Source organism: Streptomyces sp. NPDC055400 (assembly GCF_053644375.1).
Map to the genome: position 1 here is coordinate 875,556 of NZ_JBSHLM010000001.1, position 26,964 is coordinate 902,519.

Sequence of the window (26,964 nt, forward strand, 5' to 3'; positions counted from 1 at the left end):
GAAAACTTGGAGTGACAAAAACCGCCGCCCGGTATCCGGACGGCGGCTGGTTCGACACCTTGGCGTGATACTGCGGAGGCTACTCCCCCTTGGCGGCGTTTTCCCTGTTCAAGTAGTTGTAGACGGTAAAACGACTCACTCCGAGCGCACCGGCCACGGTCTCCACTCCGTGCCGTACGGAGAAGGCGCCGCGCGCCTCCAGAATCCGTACGACCTCCTGCTTGGCCTTGCGGTCGAGGGCCGACAGGGGCATGCCCTGCCCGCGCTCCATGGCCACCAGGATGTGATCCAGGGAGTCGGCCAGCTGGGGCAGCCGTACGGCGATGACCTCGCGGCCCTCCCAGTGCAGGACGACATCGTCCTTGCCCGCCTCCTGCGGCGGCAGCATCTCGCCCCCCATGGCGTCCACCAGCGGCTTCACCGCGCTGACGAAGGGGACGTCTCCTGTAGCGGTCACTTATCGCCCTCCCCCATCACATTGACCTGGAGCGAGACGCGGGTGGCGCCGGCCGCGAGGGCCTGGCGCAGCAGCGCGTCCACCGCGCCGAGCACGGCGTCCGCCTCCCCTTCGGCGGTGTTGCCGAAGGGCCCGACATCCACCGCGTCCAGTTCGGCCTTCTGGATGACGTCGCGGGCGACGACCGCGTGGGGCGGCGCCTCGTCGAGGTCGAAGGGCTCGGTCGTGAACTCCACTCTCAATCGCACGGGGTCAACCTACTGCCGCGACCGGTTTTTCCGGCAGCCCCTCTTGACAAGAGCGAAGCATCCCCGGCAGTCTTCCATCAAGCAGAAACGAACTTCCGCTATACGGAACTCGCGACACCGAGTGCCGTACGGATCTCAATACGGAAGGGAGCGCCGACCCACATGCCAGGCTTCTCAGAGGACACAGCCGCAGACCAGCGCTTCAACGTCAACCTGTCGATCCTCTTCACGGAACTCCCGCTCCTGGAGCGCCCCGCGGCCGCCGCCGCGGCGGGCTTCACGGCGGTCGAGCTGTGGTGGCCCTGGGTCGACGCCCCCACCCCCGAGCAGTCCGAGCTCGACGCCCTGAAGAAGGCGATCGAGGACGCGGGCGTACAGCTCACCGGACTCAACTTCTACGCCGGACAACTGCCGGGCCCCGACCGCGGCGCCCTGTCCGTCCCCGGCGAGGAGAGCGACAAGTTCCGCGCGAACATCGACATCGCGGCGGACTTCGCCCTCTCCCTCGGCTGCAAGGCGCTCAACGCGCTGTACGGCAACCGCGTCGACGGCGTGGACCCGGCGGTCCAGGACGAGCTCGCGCTGGAGAACCTGGTGCTCGCGGCCCGCGCCGCCGACCGCGTCGGCGCGATCCTCCTGATCGAGGCGCTGAACAAGCCCGAGTCGCCGCTGTGCCCGATCGTGAGCGCCCCCAAGGCGATCGAGATCGTGGACAAGGTGAACGCGGCCACGGGCCTCGGCAACGCCAAGTTCCTCATGGACCTCTACCACCTGTCCATGAACGGCGAGGACCTGCCCGCGGTGATCGAGCAGTACGCCGCGAAGACCGGCCACGTGCAGATCGCGGACAACCCGGGTCGTGGCGCCCCCGGCACCGGTTCGCTGCCGCTGGAGGAGCTGCTCGACCAGCTCGCGAAGGCCGGCTACGAGGGCTACGTCGGCCTGGAGTACAAGCCGGGCGACAAGCCGAGCGCCGAGGCGTTCGAGTGGCTGCCCGCCGCCGCCCGCGCCGCGCGCTGACCACCCCCCGAGTCAGCGCCAACTCACCTACGTACGACCGCAGTCAGAGAGGCACCGTCATGAGCAACCTCGCCGCTTCTTCCCACCCGGCCCGCCCGGCGATCGCGTGGATCGGACTCGGCATCATGGGCTCCCCCATGTCCGAGAACCTGATCAAGGCTGGTTACTCGGTGACCGGCTTCACCCTGGAGCAGGACAAGCTGGACCGGCTCGCCGCCGCCGGCGGCACCGCGGCCGGCTCGATCGCCGAGGCCGTCAAGGACGCCGACGTCATCGTCACGATGGTGCCCGCCTCTCCGCAGGTCGAGGCCATCGCCTACGGCGAGAACGGCATCCTCGAGAACGCGAAGTCCGGCGCTCTGATCATCGACATGTCGTCGATCACCCCGCAGACCTCCGTGGACCTCGCGAAGGCCGCCGAGGACAAGGGCATCCGCGTCATCGACGCACCCGTCTCCGGCGGCGAGGCCGGCGCGATCGAGGCCGTTCTGTCCATCATGGTCGGCGGTGAGCAGGCCGACTTCGACGAGGCCAAGCCGCTCCTCGACGCCCTCGGCAAGACCATCGTGCTGTGCGGTCCGCACGGCTCGGGCCAGACCGTGAAGGCCGCCAACCAGCTGATCGTCGCCGTGAACATCCAGGCGTGCGCCGAGGCCGTGGTCTTCCTGGAGAAGTCCGGCGTGGACCTGACGGCCGCGCTCGACGTCCTCAACGGCGGCCTGGCCGGCTCGACCGTCCTGACCCGCAAGAAGGACAACTTCCTGAACCGGGACTTCAAGCCCGGCTTCCGGATCGACCTGCACCACAAGGACATGGGCATCGTCACCGACGCCGCCCGCAACGTGGGCGCCGCCCTGCCCGTCGGCGGTGTGGTCGCCCAGCTCGTCGCCTCCCTGCGCGCCCAGGGCGACGGCGGCCTCGACCACTCCGCGCTGCTGCGCGGCGTCGAGCGCCTCTCCGGCTCGCAGGTCTGACCCCCCGGACTTCCGGGCCGTGGCGGCGCTGACACCTGTCCTGTCGCGCCCAGGCGCCGCCACGGCCCGGAACCATGCCTTTCACTTCAACAAACTGTTGACCACAACTTCAACAAACTGTTGACGTAGCTGTTCAGAGCCTCTTACGCTCCGGTTCACCGTCAGCAGTCCCAGCAGTTCCGTACGGAAGGTCACCCTCGCCACCATGTCGAAGCGTGTGCTCACGACCGAGTCCGGCGCTCCTGTCGCCGACAACCAGAATTCCGCCACCGCCGGCGTCGGTGGCCCGCTTCTCCTCCAGGACCAGCACCTCCTCGAGAAGCTCGCTCGCTTCAACCGCGAGCGCATCCCGGAGCGTGTCGTCCACGCGCGCGGTTCCGGCGCGTACGGCTACTTCGAGGTGACGGACGACGTCACCGGCTTCACCCACGCCGACTTCCTCAGCACGGTCGGCAAGCGCACCGAGACGTTCATCCGCTTCTCCACCGTCGCGGACAACCTCGGCGGCGCGGACGCGGTCCGCGACCCGCGCGGTTTCGCGCTGAAGTTCTACACCGAAGAGGGCAACTACGACCTCGTCGGCAACAACACCCCGGTGTTCTTCATCAAGGACCCGATCAAGTTCCCCGACTTCATCCACTCCCAGAAGCGCGACCCCTTCACGGGCAAGCAGGAGGCGGACAACGTCTGGGACTTCTGGGCGCACGCCCCCGAGGCCACGCACCAGATCACCTGGCTCATGGGCGACCGCGGCATCCCGGCCTCGTACCGCCACATGAACGGCTACGGCTCGCACACCTACCAGTGGACGAACGCCGAGGGCGAGGCCTTCTTCGTCAAGTACCACTTCAAGACGAACCAGGGCATCCGCTCCCTCTCCAGCGAGCAGGCCGCCGAGATCGCGGGCAAGGACCCCAACTCGCACCAGACGGACCTGCTCCAGGCCATCGAGCGCGGCGTCAACCCGTCCTGGACCCTGTACGTGCAGCTCATGCCCGTCGCCGAGGCGGACGACTACCGCTTCAACCCGTTCGACCTCACCAAGGTGTGGCCGCACAAGGACTACCCGCTGCAGCGCGTGGGCCGTCTGGTCCTCGACCGCAACCCGGACAACGTCTTCGCCGAGGTCGAGCAGGCCGCGTTCTCCCCGAACAACTTCGTGCCCGGCATCGGCCCCTCCCCGGACAAGATGCTCCAGGGCCGCCTGTTCGCCTACGCGGACGCGCACCGCTACCGCCTGGGCGTCAACCACACCCAGCTCGCGGTGAACGCGCCCAGGGCGACCGACGCCGACAACTACGGCCGCGACGGTCTGATGGCGTCCAACGCCTACGGCCGCGACCGCAAGAACTACGAGCCCAACTCGTACGACGGGCCCGCCGAGACCGGCCGCCCGCTGTCGGCCCCGCTCGCCGTCGCCGGCCACACCGGCACGCACGAGGCGCCCGCCCACACCAAGGACGACGACTTCTTCCAGGCGGGCGAGCTGTTCCGCCTGATGTCGGACGACGAGAAGTCCCGTCTGATCGCCAACATCGCCGGCGGCCTCTCGCAGGTCTCGCGCGACGACGTGATCGAGAAGAACCTGGCTCACTTCCACGCCGCCGACGCCGAGTACGGCAAGCGCGTGGAGGAAGCGGTCCGCGCCCTGCGCGAGGACTAGCACCAGAGCTGCGTCCGGGGCCTGACGGGAGGTCAGGCCCCGGACGCAATGCCCGCGCCACTGTGAAGACCCGGATGAGGGGTGGTCACACGGCGACGCGGGCGGTCCGCCCCAGGCGGACAGGCACGGTCCGCGGCGGCTCTGCGAGCCAGTGCGGTGGTCAAGATCCTGGCGGCCCCTTCTCGACCTGAGGGGAGGGCAGCCGCCGGGGTTCATCCCAGGCCGCCGCGGTACCGGCCACACCACAGAATCCGCCCGGCGGCACGCATGCATGTCTCGCCAGTCGCGTGCCTTCGGGCGGCACCAACTCCCTTCGGGGAAAGCCCTCTTCGGGGATGCTCAGTTCAGGAGAGGCGAGCTTCGGGGGAAGCACAGAACGCCGAGTACGGACGGTCCCGTACTCGGCGTTCTTGCGTTGTCCCCGCGTCGCTCGGCGGGCGGTGCTCAGGAGTTGCCGCTGCCCGCCTGCGCGATCAGCTTCTCGCGCAGCACGGTCCACTGCGCCGTCATGTCGTGCACCAGATACAGGTCGCGCCGCCGCGTCCAGGCCTGGCCCGACTCGGGGTCGTACGTGCCGGGCATCTCGAAGCCGGCGGGCGCGTACGCCTTCATGCCGCGGTCGTTCGTGGTCTGCACGCAGCGCTTGACGTGGTCGCGGAAACCGATGACGCCCGCCGTGCCGATGCCCTCCGGCAGCTTCTCGCGGGCCTGAACGACCTGGGCGGCGACGCCGTCCGTGCTCAGGTAGGTGATGGTGCCGTCCGGCGCGACGACCGGTTCGATCGATGTCACGCCGGTCATGCGGTACTTGGACTTCAAGAAGCGCGCGATCTCCCACTGCGCGTACACGGGCACGTCCCTGCGGGCGCGCACGCGGGCCACGGTGTCCGCCAGCTCCTCGTTGACCGGTCCCGGCTCGTACATGACCTTCGTGGGGTCGCCGCCGACGGCCGGCGGCCGGTTCCCGAAGCCGTACGCGACGAGGAAGTCGATCCGGCCCAGGGGCACCGTCGGCGTGTGCCAGTCGAAGCCGATGTCGTGGATGTGGGGCTCGACGGCGCGGGCGGCGGCCCGGTCGTCGAGTTCGGCGCCGAGCGCGGCCCGCATGGCCTTCCTCAGCCGGTCGTCGCCGTGCGAGGGGGCGGGGGCCGCACCGAGCAGGGCGGGGGCTGCGGCCGCTGCCGCGATGCCCGCGGCGAATGTACGTCGTTCCATGGCCGGATCGTCGCCGTCCGGGACGGCCCGCCGATCAACACGGGGCAGCGCCGGGGTGTCGGCCCGGTGTCATGCGTCACGCGCGCCGCCATGCCGAAGGGGCGGTCCACCCCCATCGGGTGGACCGCCCCCGCTTCGGCCGGCAGGCGCCTGATCAGGCCGTCAGCGGCCGGATCGCGGTCGGCGCGTGGCCGGGCTCGGTCGCGAGCTCCTCGAACTCCTTGACGGCGCTGATGTCGGCCGTCGGGCTCATCGAGATGTTCGTGATGCGCTCCAGGATCGCCTCGACGACGACCGGCACGCGGTACTGCGCGGCGAGCTTCTTGGCCTCCTCGAAGGCCGGCAGGAGCTGGTCGGGCTCGGTGACGCGGATCGCCTTGCAGCCGAGGCCCTCGGCGACCTTGACGTGGTCGACGCCGTAGACGCCGAGCTCGGGGCTGTTCTGGTTCTCGAACTCCAGGTTGACCTGGAAGTTGATGTCGAGACCGATCTGCGCCTGGCGGATCAGGCCGAGGTAGGCGTTGTTGACCAAGACGTGGACGTACGGGATGCGGTGCTGCGCGCCGACCGCCAGCTCCTCGATCATGAACTGGAAGTCGTAGTCACCCGAGAGCGCGACGACCTGGGTCTCCGGGTCGGCGGTGGCGACACCGAGCGCGGCCGGGATGGTCCAGCCGAGCGGGCCCGCCTGGCCGCAGTTGATCCAGTGGCGCGGCTTGTAGACGTGCAGCATCTGCGCGCCGGCGATCTGGGAGAGGCCGATGGTGGTGACGTAACGGGTGTCGGGCCCGAACGCCTTGTTCATCTCCTCGTAGACGCGCTGGGGCTTCATCGGCACGTTGTCGAAGTGCGTGCGGCGGTGCAGCGTGCCCTTGCGCTCCAGGTGGGAGGCGACCCACGCGGAACGGTCGGGGAGCCTGCCGGCGGCCTTGAGCTCGCGCGCGACCTCGACGAACAGTTCGAGGGCGGCCTTGGCGTCGGAGGCGATCCCGTAGTCCGGGGCGAAGATCTTGCCGATCTGGGTCGGCTCGATGTCGACGTGGACGAACTTACGGCCCTCGCGGTACACGTCCAGCTTGTAGCCGGTGTGACGGTTGGCCCAGCGGTTGCCGATGCCGAGGACGAAGTCCGACTCCAGGAACGTGGCGTTGCCGTAGCGGTGACCCGTCTGCTGGCCGACCATGCCCGCGTTCAGGTCGTGGTCGTCCGGGATGGTGCCCCAGCCCATGAGGGTCGGGACGACCGGCGTGTCGGTGATCTCGGCGAACTCGACCAGGAGGTCGGAGGCATCCGCGTTGATGATGCCGCCGCCGGCGACGATCAGCGGGCGCTCGGACTCCAGGAGGAAGGAGATCGCCTTCTCGATCTGGGCGCGGGTCGCGGCCGGCTTGTAGACGGGCAGCGGCTCGTACGTCTCCGGGTCGAAGTCGATCTCGGTCTGCTGGACGTCGATCGGCAGGTCGATGAGGACCGGGCCCGGACGGCCGGAACGCATCAGGTGGAACGCCTGCTGGAAGACGCCGGGCACCTGGGCCGCTTCGAGGACGGTGACCGCCATCTTCGTGACCGGCTTGGCGATCGTGGCGATGTCGACGGCCTGGAAGTCCTCCTTGTGCAGGAGGTGGGTGGGCGCCTGGCCCGTGATGCACAGGATCGGGATGGAGTCACCGGTGGCCGAGTAGAGGCCGGTGATCATGTCGGTGCCGGCCGGGCCCGACGTACCGATGCAGACCCCGATGTTGCCCGGGTTCGTACGGGTGTAGCCCTCGGCCATGTGCGAGGCGCCCTCGACGTGGCGGGCCAGCGTGTGGCTGATGCCGCCGACCTCCTTGAGGGACTTGTAGAAGGGGTTGATGGCGGCACCCGGCACGCCGAACGCGTTCGTGACGCCTTCGCGCTTGAGGATCTCAACTGCCGCGCTGGCAGCGGTCATACGAGCCATTGAGTTCTCCTGCTTCGGCTGTCGGATTCGCGCTCCCGTCGCGCCCCGCGGCGAGCTGTGAGTCCGTGTCGTCTTCGTACTGTCTTCAGCTCCTAATTTCCACATTGCGGAAACTAGGTTCTGCTATATGGAAGCAATGTAGGCGGCGGCCCCCCGACCGTCAAGGGACGGCCTCTCGTCGACGGATCCGGCGGGATCTCGCCCGACTGCCTGCCGCGGCCGGGGAGTTTGGAGGACGATGGGCCCCGAGGGCGGGAAGCCATCGCGTGAGCCCGGGTGCTCAGACCCGGGCGGATGCCAGGAGTGGGTCATGGCTCAGAACGTGCCGGTGCGGTGCCCCGCCTGCCGGCGTGAACAGGTGTATGCGCCACCGGTCTACCCGTGCTCGTGCGGCGCGCCCGTCGTGCCGCCGCTGCGGCGCGGGGCGCCCGCGGAGCCGGTCACGCACCGCACCTGGCTCGACGACTGGGTGACCGTGCGGTGCGCGGCCTGCGGGCGCCGGGACCGGTGGCCGCGCCCGGAGATCGGCTGCGGGTGCGGCACGGTGCTGCGGATCCCGGTCGAGGGCGACCCCGCGCCGAGCCATGACGCGTCGCCTGACTCCGGCGTGGCGGGCGGCGCGACCTGGCCGGGCCCCGCGGACCCGCCCACGACGGACGGTCCGGATCAGGCCGCTCCCACGCGGCCGGGCCCCGCCCACATTCCGCTGCCGCCCACGGCTCCCGTCCCGCGCCCCGCGTTCCAGCCGGTGGCCATCCGCACGGCGCGCGACGCGGTGACCGCCGTCGCCCTCTATCTGCGCTGGCTCGGCTACCGGGACGTCCGCCGCGCCGACCAGCGCCCCTCGTCCGGCATCGGCCTCGCGGCGCGCGGCGTCGTCGCCCAGGTCGAGCCGTCGGTACGGCCCGCCACCCTGCGGGACGTGGAGTGCCTGTGGCTGACCGGCATGTCGGAGTCGGCGGTCTGCGCCTACTTCTCACTCGCGGGCTACGACGAGGACGCGCGCACCCGCGCCGACGAACTCGACGTCCCGCTCTTCGTCCTCGACCTGGCGGGCATACCCCAGCCGGTCAACAATCCGGCGGACGAACTGATAGCGGCCGGGGCGTAGGGCCTGTCTTCACATTCCCGTCGTCCGCCCGAAGGGCGGGCGGGAATCTGAAGACAGGCCCCAGACGCTGCCGGGTCCGGTCGGAGACACGGGGCGGGCCCCACCCGGGCCGATCGCGCCCGGACGAGGCCCCGCGGAAAAAGCCGTACGCCTCAGCCGGCGTCTGCCCCGTACCCCTCCCGCAGCTCGATCTTGCGGACCTTGCCGCTCACCGTCATCGGGAACGCGTCGAGGATGCGCAGCCGGGCCGGCGTCTTGTAGTGGGCCAGCCGGTCGCGGCAGTACGCGCGCAGTTCCTCCAGGGTGAGCGTGTCCTGCGGGTCGCGGAGGATCACGCAGGCCAGGACCTCCTCCCCGTACCGCTCGTCGGGCACGCCCACGACCTGGACGTCCGCGATCTTCGGGTGGGCGTAGAGGAACTCCTCGATCTCGCGCGGGTAGACGTTCTCGCCGCCCCTGATGATCATGTCCTTGATGCGGCCGACGATCTGGACGTAGCCGTCCTCGCGCAGGACCGCGAGGTCGCCGGTGTGCATCCACCGTCCCGGGTCGATGACCTCGGCCGTCTTCTCCGGCTCGTCCCAGTACCCGAGCATCACGCTGTAGCCGCGCGTGCACAGCTCCCCCGGTTCGCCGCGCGGCAGCGTCACGCCGCTGACCGGGTCGACGACCTTGACCTCGATGTGCGGCAGGACGCGGCCGACCGTGCCGGTGCGGCGCTCCAGGTCGTCGTCGCGGCGGGTCTGCGTGGAGACGGGCGAGGTCTCGGTCATGCCGTAGCAGATGGAGACCTCCGCCATGTGCATCTCGGCGACGACCCGCTTCATGACCTCTACGGGACACGGCGAGCCCGCCATGATGCCGGTCCGCAGCGACGACAGGTCGTACGTCGCGAAGTCGGCGAGGTTCAGCTCGGCGATGAACATCGTCGGGACGCCGTACAGCGACGTGCACCGCTCGCGCTCGACCGCGTGGAGCGTGGCGACGGGGTCGAAGGACGGGGCGGGGATGACGATGCAGGCACCGTGGGACGTTGCGCCCAGATTGCCCATGACCATCCCGAAGCAATGGTAGAAGGGCACGGGCAGGCAGACCCGGTCCTGCTCGGTGTAGCCGACCGTCTCGCCCACCCAGAAGCCGTTGTTGAGGATGTTGTGGTGGGAGAGCGTGGCGCCCTTCGGGAAACCGGTCGTGCCCGAGGTGTACTGGATGTTGACCGGGTCGTCACAGCTCAACTCGGCCTGCCTGGCATCGAGTTGCTTGACCGTCACCGCCGCGGCGCCCGCCGCCAGGGCGTCCCATCCGGGGTCACCGATGAAGACCGTCTCGCGCAGCTCGGGGCACCGCTCCCGCACCTGCCGGACGAGCGCCCGGTAGTCGCTGCCCTTGTGTTCGGTCGAGGCGACGAGGATCGAGACGCCCGCCTGCTTGAGCACGAACTCCAACTCGTGGGCGCGGTATGCGGGGTTGATGTTCACCATCACCGCGCCGATGCGCGCGGTCGCGTACTGCACGAGGACCCACTCGGGGCAGTTGACCGCCCAGATCCCGACCCGGTCACCCTTGAGCACACCTCTGGCGAGCAGCCCGCGCGCCAACTGGTCCACGTCCGCGCCGAACTGGGCGTAGGTCCAGCGGCGCCCGGACGGCACGTCGACCAGTGCGTCACGGTCGGGATACGCGGCGACGGCCCGGTCGAGGTTGCGGCCGATGGTGTCGCCGAGGAGCGGCGCGGGGTCCGTCCCGTGCGCGTAGGAGAGGGGCGTGGGCCGGGTCGTCGTGCGGGGTTCGTTCGTCACCGGAAGTCCTCCTCGCGGTACTCGGCCGTGGAACCCCGCGCCGTGCGCTCGCGCAGTTCGATCCGGCGGATCTTGCCGGAGACCGTCTTGGGCAGCTCGGCGAACTCCAGGCGCCGGACGCGCTTGTACGGCGCGAGCACGTCCCGTGAGTGCTCGAACAGCAGCTTCGCGGTGCCGGGCCCGGGTTCGTACCCCTCGGCGAGGACGACGTACGCCTTCGGGACGGCGAGCCGCAGCTCGTCGGGGGCGGGCACGACGGCCGCCTCGGCGACCGCCTCGTGCTCCAGGAGCGCGCTCTCCAGCTCGAACGGGCTGATCTTGTAGTCGGAGGCCTTGAAGACGTCGTCCGAGCGGCCGACGTACGTGAGGTAGCCGTCGGCGTCGCGCGAGCCGATGTCGCCGGTGCGGTAGTAGCCGCCCGCCATCGCCTCGGCCGTGCGCTCGGGGTCGCCGTGGTAGCCGGCCATGAGGCCGACGGGGCGTGCGGAGAGGTCGAGGCTGATCTCGCCCTCCTGCGCTCCCGGTCGGCCGGTGACGGGGTCGAGCAGCTCGACCTTGTAGCCGGGGCTGGGGCGGCCCATGGAGCCGGTCTTCAGCTCCTGACCGGGGCTGTTGGAAACCTGCACGGCGGTCTCCGTCTGGCCGAACCCGTCCCGGATGGTGACGCCCCAGGCGCGCCGCACCTGCTCGATGACCTCGGGGTTCAGCGGCTCGCCCGCGGCGACGACCGCACGCGGCGGCGTCGCGAGCTGCGTCAGGTCGGCCTGGATGAGCATGCGCCACACGGTGGGCGGGGCGCAGAAGGACGTGACGCCCGCGCGCTCCATGACCTCCATGAGCCGGCCCGCGTCGAAGCGCGTGTAGTTGTAGAGGAAGACGGTCGCCTCCGCGTTCCACGGCGCGAAGAAGTTCGACCAGGCGTGCTTGGCCCAGCCGGGCGACGAGATGTTCAGATGGACGTCTCCGGGACGCAGCCCGATCCAGAACATGGTCGCCAAGTGCCCCACGGGATACGACACATGGGTGTGCTCGACGAGCTTGGGCCGGGCGGTCGTGCCGGAGGTGAAGTACAGGAGGAGCGGGTCCTCGGCCGACGTGACGCCGTCGGGCTCGAAGGTCTCGGAGGCGTCGTCGGCTTCCTCGTACGAGAGCCAGCCGCTTTCCGGAGCGCCGCTCGCACCGACCACGGTTCGGGTGAAGTCGCCGGGGACCTCGGTGAACTTCTCGACGTCCTCGGGGCGCACGATGACGTGCCGGGCCCGGCCGCGGTCCACGCGGTCGCGCAGGTCGGCGGGACCGAGCAGCGGCGTCGCGGGGATGACGACGGCCCGCAGCTTCATCGCGGCGAGCATGATCTCCCACAGCTCCACCTGGTTGCCGAGCATCAGGAGGACCCGGTCGCCCGCGCGGACGCCCTGGCCGCGCAGCCAGTTGGCGACGCGGTTCGAGCGGCGGCGCAGTTCGTCGAAGGTGAACCGGCCCTCGCGGCCGTCCTCCTCGACGATGTGCAGGGCCGTCTTCCCGTTGCCGTCGGCGATGGCGTCGAACCAGTCGAGGGCCCAGTTGAACCGCTCGGGGCGCGGCCAGGCGAAGCCCTCGTACGCGGCGGCGTAGTCGTCCGCGTTCCGCAGCAGGAAGTCCCTCGCCGTGCGGAACTGCTCGGTCGGGCCCGGATCCGTGCCGCTGGTCACCGTCGTCATGTGTCCTCCTCATTGCGGACCGTGCATGCCATCGTGTAATCCGTGACGCAGATCTCACCACCCCCGGACGGGGGTGGTGTGCGAACCGTTCTCTGGAGGGACACGGCGAGTGAGCGCAGACGGGGCCGACGCGGTGGAGATGCGTGCCGCTCTGGTGCGGCTGCGGCGGGGCACGGGACTGCCCGTCGCGTTCGGCGGACTCATGGCGGGCGGCACCGTGACGGGCGGCGCCGGTGCGGTGCGCATCGGTGAGCTGAGCGGCGCGGTGACGGGCGCGCTCCGCGGCCTCGCCATCGCGACGGGCAACGGCCTGGGCGGCAAGGCGCTCGCCCTGTCCCGGCCGTGCGCCGTCACGGACTACCCGGTCTCGCGGCACATCAGCCACGAGTACGACGCGGCGGTCGCGGCCGAGGGCCTGCTCTCGGTCCTCGCGGTCCCCGTCGTCGTACGCCGCCGGGTGCGGGGCGTGCTCTACGGGGCGCTGCGCACCGCCCAGCCACTGGGCGACCGCACGCTGGGCGAGGCGGTCGCGGCGGCGCGCGACGTGGAACAGGCCTTGGTGATACGGGACGAGGCGCGGGCGCTGCTGGCGGCGGTGGGCGGAGCGGGGGCGTCCGGCTCGGGGGCCGGTGGGGTTGGGGTGGCCGGCTCGGCGGCTGCGGCGAACGGCTCGGCGGCGTGGGAGGAGGTGCGGGAGGCGCACGGCGCGCTGCGGGCGCTCGCGCCTCGCGTCGTGGATCCGGTGCTGCGCGGGGAACTCCTCGCGGTGTGCGGGCGGCTCGCCTCGGCGACGGCTCCGCCGCGCGTTCGGGACGTGGGGCTCGCGCCGCGCGAGGTGGACGTCCTCGCGTGCGTGGCCACCGGCGCGACGAACGCGGCCACGGCCGAACGCCTCGGCCTGCGGCCCGAGACCGTGAAGGGCTATCTGCGGGCGGCCATGCGGAAGTTGGGCGCGCACACGCGCCTGGAGGCGGTGGTGGCTGCACGGAGGGCCGGGCTGCTGCCATAACCGCTGCCTCGGGCAGGAGCAATTCCTCAAGTGGCCCGTGGACGACGAAGGGGGTTGAGGGACATGCTGGGGAACATGGTGTCCACCGACCGGTATCTGGCGTTCGCGGCGATGTCGCTCCTTGTGATCGTGATCCCCGGCCCGAGCGTGCTGTTCGTGATCGGGCGCGCGCTCGCGCACGGCCGGCGGACGGCGGTCGCGACGGCGCTCGGCAATGTCATCGGCTCGTACGTGCTCGTGGTGGGCGTGGCGCTCGGGATCGGTTCCCTGGTGGAGCGCTCGGCAGCGGTGTTCATGGCGGTGAAGCTGGCGGGAGCCGCGTATCTGGTCTTCCTCGGCGTGCAGGCGTTCCGGCATCGCAGGGAGATGCGGGCCGAGGACATCCGGGGGCCGCAGGGCCCGCCGCGCGGGGATCTGCGGACGGTCGCGGACGGCGCGCTCGTCGGGGTGACCAACCCCAAGGGCATCGTCTTCTTCGCGGCGGTTCTGCCCCAGTTCGTGGACCACTCGGCCGGTCAAGTGCCCGCGCAGATGCTCCTGTTGGGGCTGATTCCGATCTCGATCGGCCTGGTCACGGACACGCTGTGGGGCCTGACGGCGTCCGCCGCGCGTACGTGGTTCGCCCGCTCCGACCGCCGCCTGTCACTGATCGGCGGCACGGGAGGCTTCGCGATGATCGGCCTGGGAGTGACGGTCGCGGCGACGGGCCGCGCGGACTGATCCCGGCGCCCTCCGACCGCCACTACTCCGGCCGTACGGTCCCGAAGCGGATGTCGCACGGGCCCTTGACGCCCAGCGTGCGCGCGGTGGTCTCCGCCTCGTCGGTGAGGGCGTCGTGCTGCCCCGCGGTGAGCTTCCCGAAGGGCTGGAGGGTGAGCGTGGCGGAGGCGTCCTTGGCCTCGTCGAGCTTCCACAGCCCGGCGAGCACGCCGTCGACGAGGAAGGCCGGATAGGCCATGTTCGCCTTCCAGGTGCGGTCCTTGTACGCGAGCGGCACGAGGCGGGTGCGGTCGGCGTGCGAGAGCAGCAGGTTGTCGAACTCGGGGAGGAGGCGCGGCGGGGCGGGGGTGTCCTCGTCGGGGCGGGGGGCGTCGGGAAGGTCGAAGAGCTCGACGCCGTGCGGGTCGCGGAAGGTGACCAGTTGCGGCCGCAGCCGCTCGAAGACCTCCTTCATACGGGTCAGGCCCGCCCACTGCTGCATGTCCTTGACCGAGGCGGGCCCGAACGCGGCCAGATAGCGCAGGACGGTGCCGTCCGGGGCGGGCGCCGGGTCGGCAGCCCGGTTGAGCCAGTGCTCGGCGGTGGTCAGGGCGACCTGGCCGCTGCGCTTCCACAGGCCGCGCGGCGTGGTCTGCACGAGCGGCAGCCGGCAGCGCGCGGCGATCGTGAGGGCGAGGGGGTCGGCGTCGGGCCACTCGGCGAGGAGCAGCTCCCTGATCTGCTTGGGGGTACGCGGCTCCTGCTCGACGTACGCCTTGGTGAGCGCGGTGAGCCGGTCGAGGTCGACGCCGGACAGGCCCTTCGCGAACATCTTCAACTCCCGCTCACGCGCGGGCTGGACCAGGGGGCGCAGACTCATGCAGTCGTCGGCGCTGTGGAGGTGGATGGTCGAGCGCATGGTGACGATACGGACGACCTCGCGGTCCTCCAGGAGCCGGGAGAGCTCGCCGGGGTCGAAGCCGTCGAGCCGGGCGGCGAGCGCGCCGTAGGGCGGCTTCACGTTCTGCGCCTGGAGCCCGAGCAGATGTTCCACGGCGGCCTTCACGGTGACCGGCGAGCGCCGCAGCAGGAACTGACGATCAAGGGTCGCCCGCCCCAGGGCCCGGGCCGACAGGGTGGGCGTGCCCGTGTTGCTCACACTTGCCGTGACTGTGCTCCGCTTGGTGGTCATACTCGGCACGCTATCGGGACTTGCGGACAGCTACTGGCCTCAAGCCACCGCCCGGCCAACCACCCACGTCCCACCGACCTGACCACCGCCCTGTGACGATCACTCCCCCACCGGCCTTATTTGGGCCATATATCCTGCACAGTGGCCGAAGTGACAGCCGTTTCGACACGCAAGGCGGAGACATGGCAGAGCGGCGGACCCGCCCCGGAGCGGCACCGAAGAAGTACATGTGGCGCCGCGCCGCAGGACAGTCACCGGTGAACCCGCCCGAGCCCCCTGCCGCGCCGCTCCCGTCCGCCACACCCACGGACCCCGCGTCCGAGACGGCCAGCGTGGTGCAGGCGGCGCTGTACCAGGACGGAGTACGGGTGTCGTCGCCCACGACGCTGGCCGAGACGTTCCGCGAGCTGCGCGAACAGCAGGACGGCATGGCGTGGATCGGCCTGGCCCGCCCGACCGAGTCCGAACTCCTCTCCCTGGCAGGCGAATTCGACCTGCACCCGCTCGCGGTCGAGGACGCCCTGGAGGCGCATCAGCGGCCAAAGCTCGAGCGGTACGGGGACACGCTGTTCGTCGTCCTGCGCGCCGCCCGCTACCTGGACGCACCCGAGGAGGTCGAGTTCGGGGAGCTGCACGTATTCGTCGGAGCGGACTTCGTCATCACGGTCCGGCACGGCGCGGCGCCCGACCTCTCCGGTGTGCGCCGCCGCATGGAGGACTCCCCCGAGCTGCTGAAACTCGGCCCCGAGGCGGTGCTCTACGCGATTCTCGACGCGGTGGTGGACGGCTACGCCCCGGTCGTCGCCGGCGTCCAGACAGACATCGACGAGATCGAGACGGAGGTCTTCTCCGGAGCGCCCGAGGTGTCCCGGCGCATCTACGAACTCTCGCGCGAGATGGTCGAGTTCCAGCGCGCGACCCGCCCTCTGGTCGGCATGCTGCACGCCCTGATGGCGGGCTTCGCCAAGTACGGCACGGACGAGGAACTCCAGCGCTACCTGCGCGACGTGGCCGACCACGTCACGCACACCAGCGAACGCGTCGACGGCTTCCGCCAGGCCCTCGCGGACATCCTGACGGTGAACGCGACACAGGTCACCCAGCAGCAGAACTCGGAGATGCGGGCACTGGCGGAGGCGGGCTTCGAACAGAACGAGGAGATCAAGAAGATCTCGTCGTGGGCGGCGATCCTGTTCGCCCCGACGCTCGTCGGGACGGTCTACGGGATGAACTTCGATCACATGCCGGAGTTGCACTGGGTGCTCGGTTACCCGCTCTCGATCGCCCTGATGGCCACCGTATGCACCAGTTTGTACTTCATCTTCAAGCGGCGCGACTGGCTCTGAGCAACTGGGCCGACGAGATCACGGCCTTCCGCCTGGGGAAGGTGAAAGCCGAGTAGATCCCGCCGGACCGACTGTCCGCGCAGGCGAAGAACGGGCCGCGCTCGAAGGCCCCGAATCGGCGAAACGGGCCACGGACAACGACCGTCAGAGCTTGGCGAGCCGGTCCACCAGCAGCTCCACCCTCCGCTCGGCGTCCTCCGGCGGCAGCCGTCCCGCCCGGGTCAGGGTCGCCAGGCCGTGCAGGGACGCCCAGAACACCTCGGTGAACAGCCCCGCGTCGACGCCGTCCCCGGTGACCTCGCCGAGAACCTCCACCAGCGCGGCGAAGGCGTCCTTCAGCGGCTCCGGGGTGTCCTCCTGCGCGTACGGCAGGCCGCCGTCGAGCTGGAACAGGGCGTCGTAGACAGCGGAGTTGCGCTCGGCGAAGTCGAGGTAGCCGCGGGCGAGGGCGACGACCCGCTCGCGCGGGCTGTTCGCGGCGGAGGCCGCGGCGCGCAGCGCGACGGCCAGCTCGGCGGCGCCCTCCAGGGCGACGGCGCCGATGATCTCGCGTTTGCCGCGGAAGTGGCTGTAGAGGACGGGCTGGCTGTACTCGATGCGCTCGGCGAGCCGGCGGGTGGTGACCGCGTCCCAGCCCTGCTGCTGGGCGAGTTCGCGGGCCGTCGCCACGATGAGGCGCTCGCGGACCGCCCGTTCGCGGGCCTTGCGTTCCTGTACCGACATGATTCGATCCTAGCACCGCTAGACAAGCAAGCGGCAGCAGTACTAGCGTTGCCTCATCACCTAGCGACGCTAGATTCCAGGAGGGGTCATCATGCTCAGCGCACTCGAGGTCGTCACCACCGTGGCCGTCGGCGTGATGGTGGGGGTGGAGTTCTCCGTCGCCTTCGTCATGAACCCGATCTTCAACGCACTCCCCGAGGACAGCGGCCAGCTCGGCCGCGCCCACGGCGGCCGGATGCTCGGCGCCGTGATGCCGTTCTGGTACATCGGCTCGCTCGTCCTCGTCGCGGTCTGGGCCGTCGCCGGCCGGCACCACCACGGCACCGGCCTCGTCGTCACCGCCGGCGCGCTGCTGATCCTCAGCGTGATCATGTCGCTCCTGCTGCTCGTCCCGATCAACAACCGGGGCAAGACGTGGACCCCCGAGAACCGGCCCGCCGACTGGAAGGAGCAGATGAACCGCTGGGACCGCTGGCACTACGTCCGCGTCGCCGTCATCATCGCCGCCTTCGCCCTGCTGGTCACCGCCCTCACCTGACCCCGCGGGCCCACCCGCCCGGCCGTCAGCCGCAACCGCTCGGCCCGATCGGGCCCCACACGACTCAGCAAGCTCCACGCAGCTCACCAAGCCGACGAAGACTCGCAAGGAGAAGAACGATGTCGCTGAAGAAGATCAACACCGTCCTGGCCGCCGCCTTCATCCTCTTCATCCTCTGGTTCGGGACGGAGTTCATCCTGAGCCCGGAGACGACGGCACCGGGCTTCGGCCTGCCGAGCTGGCCGTCCGGCGACGGCGGCGGCTTCCTGGTCATCAAGGGAATCCGCGACGTCGTCATGGCCCTGGGCCTGGGCATCCTGCTGGTGACGGGCCACCGCCGGGCGCTGGGCTGGGTGCTGGTGGTGGAGGCCCTCGCCGCGTACGGCGACATGGCCACCGTGCTGGCCCACCACGGCTCCGTGGCCACCGCGCTCGGCGTCCACGCCCTGACCGCGACACTGATGGTGGTCAACGGCCTGCTGCTCATGCGCGAGACCCGCAAGGTCGCGGCCGCTCCGGCAACGCGCGCCCCGCAGCCCGCCTGATGCTCCAGCGGTAGATCGCGATCTTCGTAGTGCGCGGTCGGCCGGGCCGTCTCTCGTCATTGCGCGGCAGGTCCGACAGCAGCCCCAGCGCCAGATCCCGCACCAGACCCACGAGCAAGATCAAGGTCTATGGCTGGAGGTCGCGCTGGTACCAGGTGCCTGACTTGCCGCCGAGATCGGCCGGGGTGGCCGGGCCGACCGGGACGAACCCGGCCTTGGTCAAGACTTTCCGGGACGCGGCGTTGTCGTGGGAGGTGGCCGCCCGCAGTGTGCGCAGGCCGTGCATCGCTGTCGCCATCCGGCACAGCTCCCGGACGGTGCCGGTCGCCACGCCGCGGCCGGCGACCTGCTCCGCGACCCGGTAGCCGAGTCTGGCAGTGCCGTCCTCCAAGTCGTACAGGTTGAACCTGCCGAGTACCGAGCCGTCCTCGGCGACGAGCACGTAGAAGGCGCAGATGCCGGCCTCCTGCTCGGCCAGCGCGGCGTTGTACCCGTCGGTGAACCGGTCGAAGAATTCGTCGCCGCGGTCGGAGACCGAGGCAGCGAAGTAGGCGCGGTTCGCCAGCTCGAAGGCCAGGACCGCCGGGGCGTGGCCGGCATGCAGCCGCTTCAGCTCGGGCATCGCCCGACCCTACCCAGATCGTGCGCTGAGGCCACCTGAGTTTTTGCCCGTGGCAGACGGCCCCAAGACCAGGGCACGTAACGGTGTTGACGGTTCAGGCAGGCAGGCCGCCGACGGCCGGTTCGGCGACGCCCCCGCCCGGTGAGAGGGCCGGCACGGCCCACCGGCTCGAGGGCCCTTTCGGGGGAGGGTACGCCGGACACCCGAGATGCCGATCGACGAGCGGCACATCACCGCCACCTCCACCCGCGCCCTCTTCGATGTCGTCATCGAGGGCTTCGCGGACCTGCCGAAGCTGGTCACGATCGTGACCGCCATCGCGGTCGGGCTGGTGGTCGGCGGAGCGCTCACGGAGGAACGCGACGGCACCGGTGGGACCGTACATCCGCAGGCGCCGCGGACACCCTCCGCACCCAAGGAACGGGACGGCACCTGAGTGTCCGGCGTGTTCGAGGTGCGAGCGGCCGCCCGGTAGAGACCGCACGGTCATGTCCAGCCCGTACGCCTCGCCCGCCGACCCCGGCCGGCCGTCGCACCGACGGCGCTTCGCAATCCCCCATAGGAAGGAGCCAGACCCACAGGAGTGATCGAACGCAGCATCACGGCCCGGGACTCTCAGCCACACCAGGGGCTATCCAGTTATTCGAAATCTCGTTCTAGATTTCGTCCCCGCACACCCGTGACGGCGACAGCAAAGACCCCGTTACCCGATCACCTGTCCGCACCACTCCCCGAGGAGCACCCATGCATCCCTGGCACCGCCCTGCGCTCGTTCATCCTGCGTTCGAAAATGCCGCTCCTCGCCCGGACACCTCCGCTCGCCCCGCCGGCGGCTGCACCACATTCCTCACCGACGGGTCCCGACCGGATACGAGGTACCTGGCGTGACGGAACCCGCGAGCCTTCCCTCATCACTGGCCCGGTGGGTGGAATCGGTGCTGGGACCGGTCCAGGCCGTACGCGGCACCTCGCACGCGCGGACGGAGTCACACATGTGGGAGGTGATCAGCCGTACCGGGTGCCACTTCGTGAAGGTGGCGCCCGAGCCGGTCTTCTACACCTGCGAGACCCGGGCCTACCGCGCGGCCGTCCCACGACTCGGGTACGCCAACGCCCCAGTCCTGAAGGAGAGTTCGGCCGAACTGCTCGCACTGATCCTCACCCCCGTGGAGGGTGAGCCCCTCAAGAGCGTGACGCCACCCGCCCGGCGTCGCGCCGCACACGCGCAGGCAGGCCGGCTCCTGCGCCTCTTCCACGACGCACTGCCGAACCACCAGGCTCAGGCCGAGGCCGCGCATGCCGTCGATGCCACGGTCACCGGGCTCGAGAAACACATCACCGCCGCCGGTGACCTCCTGTCCGTCTCCGAAGCCGACATGATCCGCCGCATCGTCAGCACCCTGCCCGCCCTAAGCCCCCTCCCGGCCGGGTTTCTCCACGGAGACTTCTGGGAACGCAACCTGCTCTGGAACGGCCGACGCTGCGCACTGACCGACTACGAGCGCAGCACCCCCGGACCACTCGCCGCCGACTTCGTCCATCTCGCCACCGCCGTATGGCTGGACCAGCCCGACCTGGCCACCGCCCTGTTCGCCGGATACGGGCGCACTCTCTTCGCCGTCGAACAGCAGGCCCTGGCGGCGTTCGTCGCAGCCGACGCGGCCCGCGCCCTCGCCTACGGCTCCCGGTGCGGCGACACAGATGCGACCGCCCGCGGCCGACGCACCGTCGAGCGCCTGGCCATGGAGAGCCGACGATGAACGACGACCCTCACCCGCCGATCGCGGACGATCCGCACCTGCTGGTGGCCGACGTGGCCCAGGTCCTGCTCCGCGCGAACGGAACCGCTCTCTGCGTGCGCAGGAAACGCGACGCGAAGCACGCCCCGGGACAACTCACCGTCGTGGGCGGCCACATCAAGGCCGACGAACCGCTGGACCGTGCGGCACGGCGGGAGGCGGAGGAAGAAGCCGGGGTACGCGTCAGCGCCCGGCAACAGGAGTTCTGCGGCCTCGTCCACCAGCACACCCCCGGAGGAATCGACCGCGTCACCGCCGTGTTCGTGGCACAGTCCTGGACCGGCGAACCGCGCAACGCCGAACCGGACAAGCACGAAGCGCTCTTCTGGGTATCGATGGAGAAACCCCCACCGACCTGCCACCCCCACACCACGGCCATCTTCCAACTGCTGACGGAAGGACCCTCGTACAGGGCATTGGACTGGCCCGGTCCGGGAGGCGCCCTGTGAAGAAGTCCTTCGGACACGTCCCCGGCATCCGGCAGCTCACCGCCTGCATCATGCCCTACAACTTGCCTACCCATTCAGGGAGTTCACGTGATCGCTGAAGACGTCAACGCCGAAGCCTGGACCGTCTACGGTCGGCGTCAGCTGGCACGTGAGTTCACGCCGCCCGTCCCGCGGCAGCTGAACTGGGCGCCCTGGGACCGGGTCGGCCCCGGTGCCGAGGTGCTCGGCGACATCACCGGACGGCGCGTCCTCGACATCGGCTCCGGGGCGGGCCACCACGCCGTACACCTGGCGCAAGCCCACGGCGCGCACATGACGGCCATCGAGCTGTCGCCGACCCAGCACCAGCGCGCGGTGGGCGCCCACGCCGACGTGGCCGACGTCCAGTTCGTGCAGGGCGACATGGTCGACCACCTCAGGACCGTCGAGCCCTTCGACGCCGCCTACGCCATCGGTACCCTGGCCTTCGCCGATCCGCACCGCACCCTGCCCGCCCTGCGCGACGGCCTGCGCCCCGGGGCACCGCTGGTCCTCTCCCTCATCCACACCGACCTGCACGACCGAGGCCCGTCCACGACGGTCGCGCCCCGTGAACAGATGATCCTGATGAAGCACGACCCGCCGCTGGCCACCCAGATGTGGGTCCTGGCACCGCAGTTGTGGGAGGACCTGCTCACCGAGTACGGCTTCCGCGTCGAGGCCATCGACCTCCTGCGGCACCCTGACAAGAGCGTCCCCGTCGTACAGCAGCTCATCCGCGCCCGGCGGCTCCCGAACCGCCCCGTACGTGTCATCAGCCGACCCCGCAGTACAAGGCCGCCCGCTCCTCACGCGGCCGTCGGCGTCGGCGCGATCGTCTTCAGCGACCGGGGCCTTCTCCTGGGCCGCCACCGCCGCGGCACCCTCGAACTGCCCGGCGGCACGGTCGAAGCCGGGGAATCCTTCGAGGAAACGGTGATCCGCGAACTCGCCGAGGAGACTGGCCTGTCCGCCCGGCCGGACGATGTCACGCTCCTGGGCACGCAGGTCGACCACGCCGGAGGCGTCGTGCGCGTCACGGTCGGCGCCGTCGTCGGCGCCTGGCAGGGCCAACCGGCCACGCAGCCGGACGAGAGCGTCGGCGACTGGGGCTGGTACCCCTTGGACCAGCTGCCCGACGGACTCTTCGTGTGCAGCGCCCAGATCCTCACCGCCTGGCGCCCCGACCTCCCCATCGACCACACCCCCGCGCACTTCACCCCCTATGCCCGCCGCACGCCGCCTTCGCCCCGCGCACGCCCCTGATCACTGGACCCCCGAGCGGAACGCCGGTGCTCTCACCTCGCGTTCGCTGCGGTACGGGGCGATCAGGCCCCGGGCGGTGATCCGGCGAACAGGGCCTCGGCCATCCGCCGGCCCCGGGTCGTTGACATCCATGTCTCCCACGCCCCTCAGCTGCTGCCTCACAGCCGGTGAAGCCGGGAGCAGGGCCGGAAACGACTGGTGCACCACACGGAAATCGTCACCCCGATGCCGTGGGCACTGGTTGAACGACCAAGCAGCTTTCGGGCTCCGGCGCACCGGGATCACGGACCGAATCTGTCCGCAAGAACTGTCAGGGTGGCTTCAGGGACGCGGACGCACTGTCCTGCGGACCTCTTGCCCGCACACACGCACCACGCTACGGACGGAGCACCCCGTGAGCCGCCACATCCAGGTCACCTTCGATGCCCACGACCCGCGGGCGCTGTCGTCGTTCTGGCGTGACGCGCTGGGCTACGTCCACCCCGGCCCGCCCGGCGTCGACGTGCCCGAGGGCGCCGACCCGCTGGCCGCGTGGGACGACTTCCTCGCGCGGATCGGCGTACCGGAGGAGGAGCGCAACACGAGGTCGGCCATCGAGGACCCGGAAGGGCGGGGCCCTCGGCTGTTCTTCCAGCAGGTGCCGGAGGACAAGGCCGCCAAGAACCGCGTCCACCTCGACGTCCGTGCTGCACCCGGTCTTGAGGGGGAGGAGCGCATGGCCGCGCTCGAGGCCGAGTGCGCCCGGCTCGTCGCGCTCGGCGCCGCGCGGGTTCGCCGCGACGAGCCCGCTCCCCCGCTGAGCACGGGCTACATCGTGATGAGCGACCCGGAGGGGAACGAGTTCTGCCTCGACTGACGTGGTCTCGACTGACGTGGCGCGGCCCGCAGTTGCGGGGCCTACCTGCGTCCGGGGCGCAGGGCGTGCTGGGCGGCGAGGCGGACGGGGGCGTTCTGGGCTCCGTAACCGCGGTATCCGCCGTCGCGCTGGACCAGTTCGAAGAAGACCCGGCCGACCGTCTCCGTATAGAAGTGCCGGAAGGTGCCGTGCTCGTCGCGGTCGTAGAGGATGCCGAGCTCCTGGTACGTCTCCGCCTCGTCCGGCTCGAACTCGAAGCGCGCCGCCAAGTCGTCGTAGTAGTTGGGCGGTACGGGCAGGGGGCGCCCGCCCGCGTCCTGGAAGGCGCGCGCGGCGGCGACCACGTCGTCCGTCGCCAGAGCGATGTGCTGGACGCGGCCGGCGTCGTCGGCGGGTCCGGGGCCGATGCCGAGGGCGATCCGCACCCTGCCGTCGTCGTTCGTGACGGCGCGGCTGCGCAGCAGCCCGTAGGGGTCGGCGACGTCGACGCTCTCCTGCGGTCGGAGCCCGAGGACCGTGCGGTGGAAGAGCGCGGCCTCGTCGAACTGGTGCCAGGGCTGGGTGAGGGCGAGGTGGTCGATGCGCAGGACGGCACCCCGGGGGTCCCGGTCAGTATCGCCGTCACGGGCGCCGGGCAGCGGCGTGAAGTCCTCCCGCCAGTTCGGCAGGCCCTCCCGGTCCGTCGCGCAGAAGAAGATCTCCACGCCGTCGGGCGCGGCCACCGCGTCCAGCGGGGCGTCCTGCGGTGCCCGGTAACGCGGCAGTACGGGAGCGAGGAGCGACTCGGCGCGGGCCGCCGCGCCCACCGGGTCGGGGGATTCCAGGCCGAGCGCGGCGAGGGCGAGTCCGTCGCGGTGGCGGACGGGATCCGTGGTGACGAGGATGCGGGCCTCGCCGCGCTGCCACAGTTCGACGGGCTTGCTGCGGTGCCTGGCGGCCCGGGCCAGGCCGAGCGCGCCGAGGAGCGCGGACACGGCACCGGCGTCCGGGGTGGTGAGTTCCGCGAAGGCGAAGCCGGTGGGCTGGACCGGTGCGGGCGGCGCCGTGAGGCCGGCGGCCTCCTGGAGGAGCATCAGGGAGCGCCGGGCGTCGACGGCGGTGGGGCCCGCGTCGGCCTGCCGGAAGACGTCGTTGAACACTTCGAGCGAGAGCGGGCCCGTGTACCCGGCGTTGATCACGTGCCGGACGAGTCCGGTCACGTCCAGGCCGCCCTGCCCGGGGAAACAGCGGTAGTGGCGGCTCCACTGGAGCACGTCCATCGCCATCAGCGGGGCGTCGGCGAGCTGAAGGAAGAAGATCTTCTCGCCGGGGATGTCCTCGATGCCCTTGGGGTCACTGCCGCGGGCGAGGATGTGGAAACTGTCCAGACAGGTGCCGAGTGCCGGGTGCCCCGCCGCCTCGACGATGCGCCAGGCGTGGTCGTACGTGCTGACGTGGCGGCCCCAGGCGAGTGCTTCGTAGGCGACGCGTACGCCGTGTTCCTGGGCCGACTCCGCGAGCCGGTGCAGGTGTTCGGCGGCGAGCGCGTCGTCGTCGACGGCGAGGGGCGAGACGCTGGAGCACACCAGGACGGTGTCCGTGCCGAGCCGGTTCATCAGCCGGAACTTGTGCCCGGCGCGGCGCAGGTTCCGCTCGAACTCCTGCGGCGGCACCGCCTCGATGTCCCGCATCGGCTGGTAGAGGTCGATGGTCAGACCGAGGTCGGCGGTGCGGGCCCGGATCTCCTCGGGGGTGAGCGGACTCGCGAGGAGATCGTTCTCGAAGATCTCCACCCCGTCGAACCCGGCCGAGGCGGCGGCGGTCAGCTTCTCGGTCAGGGATCCGCTGAGCGAGACGGTGGCGATCGAGGTACGCACGACGGTGCTCCTTGAGAGAGGACGAGGGGGCCGGTGTGGGGGTCGGTGTCGGGGCGGGGGTCAGCCTCGGACCGCGGCCGCACCCGCGAGTTCGGCGATGTCCGCGAGCATCCGCGTGACGTCCGGCTCGCGGCGCGTGAAGAGCCGGAACGCGTCCGCGGCCTGGAACACCGCCATGCCTCCGCCGTCGAGCGTGGCGCAGCCCAACTCCCTTGCGGTACGCAGGAGTTCCGTCTCCAGCGGACGGTAGACGACTTCCGCGACCCAGAGGGACGGGCGCAGCAGGCGGGCGGGGAGCGGGAGTCCCGGGTGGGCGGCCATGCCGGTGGGTGTGGCGTGGACGAGGCCGTCGGCGCGGGCGAGAGGCTCTTCGACGCGGTCCGGGGTCCCGGCGGACGCGCGGCCCTCGCCGAAGTGCCGGTTCAGCGACGCGGCCAGGTCCGCGGCGCGCTCGGGCAGTGCGTCCACGACGGTGAGGTGGCCGCCGCCCAGGGTGAGCACGGCGTGCGCGACGGCCGCGCCCGCGCCGCCCGCGCCGAGCTGCACGACCCGGTCGAGCGGGGCGTCGGGCAGGCCGCGGGCGAAGGAGGCCGCGAATCCGGTGACGTCGGTGTTGTGGCCGACGGCGCGCCCGCCCTCGAACACGACGGTGTTGACGGCGCCGAGCGCCTCCGCCTGCGGGGCGAGCTCATCGAGGTGCTCGATGACGAGCTGCTTGCAGGGGTGGGTGATGTTCAGTCCGTCGTAGCCCACGGCCCGGGCCGCCCGCACCAGGTCGCCGACCTGGTCGGGGGTGACGCCCAGGGCGTCGATGTCGATCAGCCGGTAGAGATGGCGCAGGCCCTGGCGGTCGGCCTCCCGCTCGTGGAGCGCGGGGCTCAGCGAGGGGCCGATGCCCGAACCGATCAGACCGACGAGACAGGAGTCCTGGGGCACCGCAGCTCCTCGAAGCTCACAGAGGTTCAACATTAATGTACGAACTGGTTCGTTAGTAATACCAGGAAGGCGTCATCCTGGAAAGGGCAGCCGGTCACCGGCCCCGGCCCTGCTTCTACAATCACCAGCACAGAACCGACCCGGAGGAACGCATGGCCACAGTCGAAGAGCCGACGCGACCCGCCGGACGGATCCGCGACGCCGCCCGCACCCGGGCCGAGATCCTCGACGTCGCCACCCAGGAGTTCGCCCGCGCCGGATACACGGGCGCCCGCGTCGACGAGATCGCGGCCCGCACCCGCACCACGAAGCGGATGATCTACTACTACTTCGGCGGCAAGGAACAGCTGTTCACGGCGGTTCTGGAGCACGCGTACGCGGCGATCCGGCAGGCCGAGCAGGAGGTCGACGTCGACCATCTGGACCCGGTCGCGGCCATCCGCCGGCTCGCGGAGCTCACCTTCGACCACCATGAGGCGCACCCCGACTTCATCCGCCTGGTCGCGATCGAGAACATCCACGAGGCGGAGCACATCGCCGCCTCCGAACAGCTCGGCGCGCTCAACTCGCCCGCGATCGAGGTGATCCGCCGCATCCTCGACGCCGGACGCGCGTCGGGCCTGTTCACGGCCGGGATCGACGCCGTCGACCTGCACGCGATGATCAGCTCGTTCTGCTTCTTCCGGGTCTCGAACCGGCACACGTTCGGCGCGCTCTTCGGCCGCGACCTGGTGGCGGGGGACCGGCGCGAGCACTACCGGGCCATGCTCGGCGACATGGTCATCGCCTATCTGACGGCGGACCGCACCGAGGACTAGGGGCGCCGGCAGGTCGCCTCGCGCGGAAGTTCTCGCGGCCCACCTCTTGACACGCGGGTAACGCCAGCGCAACATCCGTAGCCATCCGCTACTAACTATCCAGTGGGTTAATTAACCGGCTCGTGCCCCCACCCCAGGGCCAGAGAAAGACACCGCGACACCA

At 70.6% G+C, this 26,964-nt stretch carries 26 protein-coding genes; 15 read left to right on the forward strand and 11 right to left on the reverse strand.

All coding sequences use genetic code 11. The features are described from left to right. Positions 1-79: 79 nt before the first annotated feature. Both ACWIGU_RS03940 and ACWIGU_RS03945 read right to left on the reverse strand, forming a co-directional pair. The gene (locus ACWIGU_RS03940) at positions 80-457 is read right to left on the reverse strand and encodes a helix-turn-helix domain-containing protein (RefSeq protein ID WP_266675213.1); all 378 of its coding nucleotides are present in this window, start codon (positions 455-457) and stop codon (positions 80-82) included. Then, the gene (locus ACWIGU_RS03945) at positions 454-705 is read right to left on the reverse strand and encodes a hypothetical protein (protein ID WP_100591422.1); all 252 of its coding nucleotides are present in this window, start codon (positions 703-705) and stop codon (positions 454-456) included. The genes ACWIGU_RS03940 and ACWIGU_RS03945 overlap by 4 nt, the downstream gene beginning before the upstream one ends. 162 nt (positions 706-867) lie before the next feature. Here ACWIGU_RS03945 and ACWIGU_RS03950 point away from each other — a divergent pair, with 162 nt between their 5' ends. From ACWIGU_RS03950 to ACWIGU_RS03960, 3 genes are all read left to right on the forward strand, one after another. Further along, positions 868-1,725 (forward strand): TIM barrel protein, encoded by an 858-nt coding sequence (locus ACWIGU_RS03950; RefSeq protein ID WP_454397072.1) that lies wholly within the window; start codon positions 868-870, stop codon positions 1,723-1,725. A 59-nt stretch (positions 1,726-1,784) separates the two neighbouring features. Next, a complete protein-coding gene (locus tag ACWIGU_RS03955) occupies positions 1,785-2,699 on the forward strand; it encodes a 2-hydroxy-3-oxopropionate reductase (protein WP_454397074.1) in 915 nt (304 codons plus the stop codon). A gap of 205 nt (positions 2,700-2,904) precedes the next feature. After that, positions 2,905-4,362: a catalase gene (locus ACWIGU_RS03960; protein ID WP_454397076.1), complete on the forward strand. Its 1,458-nt coding sequence runs from the start codon at positions 2,905-2,907 to the stop codon at positions 4,360-4,362. A gap of 444 nt (positions 4,363-4,806) precedes the next feature. Here ACWIGU_RS03960 and ACWIGU_RS03965 read toward each other — a convergent pair whose 3' ends face one another. Further along, positions 4,807-5,577 carry a hypothetical protein gene (locus tag ACWIGU_RS03965; protein ID WP_454397078.1) on the reverse strand — a complete coding sequence of 257 codons (771 nt, stop codon included), beginning with the start codon at positions 5,575-5,577 and terminating at the stop codon, positions 4,807-4,809. Between the two features lie 154 nt (positions 5,578-5,731). Further along, on the reverse strand, positions 5,732-7,519 hold the full coding sequence (gene gcl, locus ACWIGU_RS03970; protein WP_454397080.1) for a glyoxylate carboligase: 1,788 nt from the start codon (positions 7,517-7,519) through the stop codon (positions 5,732-5,734). Between the two features lie 310 nt (positions 7,520-7,829). On the opposite strand from gcl, the gene ACWIGU_RS03975 reads away from it, so the two are divergent. Beyond that, on the forward strand, positions 7,830-8,630 hold the full coding sequence (locus tag ACWIGU_RS03975) for a hypothetical protein (RefSeq protein ID WP_454397082.1): 801 nt from the start codon (positions 7,830-7,832) through the stop codon (positions 8,628-8,630). A 152-nt stretch (positions 8,631-8,782) separates the two neighbouring features. Here the strand turns inward: ACWIGU_RS03975 and ACWIGU_RS03980 are convergent, their stop codons facing one another. Both ACWIGU_RS03980 and ACWIGU_RS03985 read right to left on the reverse strand, forming a co-directional pair. Further along, complete coding sequence (locus tag ACWIGU_RS03980; protein WP_454397084.1) at positions 8,783-10,429, reverse strand: AMP-binding protein; 1,647 nt, start codon at positions 10,427-10,429, stop codon at positions 8,783-8,785. Next, positions 10,426-12,129 (reverse strand): AMP-binding protein, encoded by a 1,704-nt coding sequence (locus ACWIGU_RS03985; RefSeq protein ID WP_454397086.1) that lies wholly within the window; start codon positions 12,127-12,129, stop codon positions 10,426-10,428. Before ACWIGU_RS03985 ends, ACWIGU_RS03980 begins: the two co-directional genes overlap by 4 nt. A gap of 139 nt (positions 12,130-12,268) precedes the next feature. On the opposite strand from ACWIGU_RS03985, the gene ACWIGU_RS03990 reads away from it, so the two are divergent. Both ACWIGU_RS03990 and ACWIGU_RS03995 read left to right on the forward strand, forming a co-directional pair. Further along, the gene (locus ACWIGU_RS03990) at positions 12,269-13,138 is read left to right on the forward strand and encodes a response regulator transcription factor (protein WP_454397282.1); all 870 of its coding nucleotides are present in this window, start codon (positions 12,269-12,271) and stop codon (positions 13,136-13,138) included. A 75-nt stretch (positions 13,139-13,213) separates the two neighbouring features. Beyond that, entirely contained in the window at positions 13,214-13,858 is a 645-nt protein-coding gene (locus ACWIGU_RS03995; RefSeq protein ID WP_454397284.1) for a LysE family translocator, read from the forward strand. Positions 13,859-13,880: 22 nt separating this feature from the next. Here the strand turns inward: ACWIGU_RS03995 and ACWIGU_RS04000 are convergent, their stop codons facing one another. Then, a complete protein-coding gene (locus ACWIGU_RS04000) occupies positions 13,881-15,029 on the reverse strand; it encodes a winged helix DNA-binding domain-containing protein (protein WP_454397088.1) in 1,149 nt (382 codons plus the stop codon). A 182-nt stretch (positions 15,030-15,211) separates the two neighbouring features. Here ACWIGU_RS04000 and ACWIGU_RS04005 point away from each other — a divergent pair, with 182 nt between their 5' ends. Continuing rightward, positions 15,212-16,375 carry a magnesium and cobalt transport protein CorA gene (locus ACWIGU_RS04005; protein WP_454397090.1) on the forward strand — a complete coding sequence of 388 codons (1,164 nt, stop codon included), beginning with the start codon at positions 15,212-15,214 and terminating at the stop codon, positions 16,373-16,375. A 144-nt stretch (positions 16,376-16,519) separates the two neighbouring features. Here the strand turns inward: ACWIGU_RS04005 and ACWIGU_RS04010 are convergent, their stop codons facing one another. Further along, positions 16,520-17,098, reverse strand: coding sequence for a TetR/AcrR family transcriptional regulator (locus ACWIGU_RS04010; protein ID WP_454397092.1), 579 nt, complete (start codon positions 17,096-17,098; stop codon positions 16,520-16,522). A gap of 91 nt (positions 17,099-17,189) precedes the next feature. Here ACWIGU_RS04010 and ACWIGU_RS04015 point away from each other — a divergent pair, with 91 nt between their 5' ends. Both ACWIGU_RS04015 and ACWIGU_RS04020 read left to right on the forward strand, forming a co-directional pair. Further along, complete coding sequence (locus ACWIGU_RS04015; protein WP_454397094.1) at positions 17,190-17,636, forward strand: anthrone oxygenase family protein; 447 nt, start codon at positions 17,190-17,192, stop codon at positions 17,634-17,636. A 119-nt stretch (positions 17,637-17,755) separates the two neighbouring features. Continuing rightward, positions 17,756-18,181 carry a DUF4267 domain-containing protein gene (locus ACWIGU_RS04020; RefSeq protein ID WP_454397096.1) on the forward strand — a complete coding sequence of 142 codons (426 nt, stop codon included), beginning with the start codon at positions 17,756-17,758 and terminating at the stop codon, positions 18,179-18,181. Between the two features lie 127 nt (positions 18,182-18,308). Here the strand turns inward: ACWIGU_RS04020 and ACWIGU_RS04025 are convergent, their stop codons facing one another. Next, entirely contained in the window at positions 18,309-18,803 is a 495-nt protein-coding gene (locus ACWIGU_RS04025) for a GNAT family N-acetyltransferase (RefSeq protein WP_454397098.1), read from the reverse strand. Between the two features lie 208 nt (positions 18,804-19,011). Here ACWIGU_RS04025 and ACWIGU_RS04030 point away from each other — a divergent pair, with 208 nt between their 5' ends. The 5 genes from ACWIGU_RS04030 (at position 19,012) to ACWIGU_RS04050 (ending at position 23,191) form a co-directional block, all read left to right on the forward strand. After that, positions 19,012-19,239 (forward strand): hypothetical protein, encoded by a 228-nt coding sequence (locus ACWIGU_RS04030; protein WP_454397100.1) that lies wholly within the window; start codon positions 19,012-19,014, stop codon positions 19,237-19,239. Positions 19,240-19,795: 556 nt separating this feature from the next. Next, the gene (locus ACWIGU_RS04035; protein WP_454397102.1) at positions 19,796-20,563 is read left to right on the forward strand and encodes an aminoglycoside phosphotransferase family protein; all 768 of its coding nucleotides are present in this window, start codon (positions 19,796-19,798) and stop codon (positions 20,561-20,563) included. Beyond that, complete coding sequence (locus ACWIGU_RS04040; protein ID WP_454397104.1) at positions 20,560-21,051, forward strand: NUDIX domain-containing protein; 492 nt, start codon at positions 20,560-20,562, stop codon at positions 21,049-21,051. Before ACWIGU_RS04035 ends, ACWIGU_RS04040 begins: the two co-directional genes overlap by 4 nt. Before the next feature lie 87 nt (positions 21,052-21,138). Beyond that, positions 21,139-22,335 (forward strand): bifunctional class I SAM-dependent methyltransferase/NUDIX hydrolase, encoded by a 1,197-nt coding sequence (locus ACWIGU_RS04045; protein ID WP_454397106.1) that lies wholly within the window; start codon positions 21,139-21,141, stop codon positions 22,333-22,335. Positions 22,336-22,729: 394 nt separating this feature from the next. Continuing rightward, positions 22,730-23,191 carry a VOC family protein gene (locus ACWIGU_RS04050; protein ID WP_454397108.1) on the forward strand — a complete coding sequence of 154 codons (462 nt, stop codon included), beginning with the start codon at positions 22,730-22,732 and terminating at the stop codon, positions 23,189-23,191. Positions 23,192-23,232: 41 nt separating this feature from the next. Here ACWIGU_RS04050 and ACWIGU_RS04055 read toward each other — a convergent pair whose 3' ends face one another. Together ACWIGU_RS04055 and ACWIGU_RS04060 are read right to left on the reverse strand one after the other, a co-directional pair. Continuing rightward, on the reverse strand, positions 23,233-25,047 hold the full coding sequence (locus ACWIGU_RS04055; protein WP_454397110.1) for a bifunctional sugar phosphate isomerase/epimerase/4-hydroxyphenylpyruvate dioxygenase family protein: 1,815 nt from the start codon (positions 25,045-25,047) through the stop codon (positions 23,233-23,235). Between the two features lie 60 nt (positions 25,048-25,107). Further along, positions 25,108-25,983, reverse strand: coding sequence for a shikimate dehydrogenase (locus ACWIGU_RS04060; RefSeq protein ID WP_454397112.1), 876 nt, complete (start codon positions 25,981-25,983; stop codon positions 25,108-25,110). Positions 25,984-26,135: 152 nt separating this feature from the next. Between ACWIGU_RS04060 and ACWIGU_RS04065 the strand changes: the two genes are divergently transcribed. Then, positions 26,136-26,801 (forward strand): TetR/AcrR family transcriptional regulator, encoded by a 666-nt coding sequence (locus ACWIGU_RS04065; protein ID WP_454397114.1) that lies wholly within the window; start codon positions 26,136-26,138, stop codon positions 26,799-26,801. Positions 26,802-26,964 lie beyond the last annotated feature (163 nt).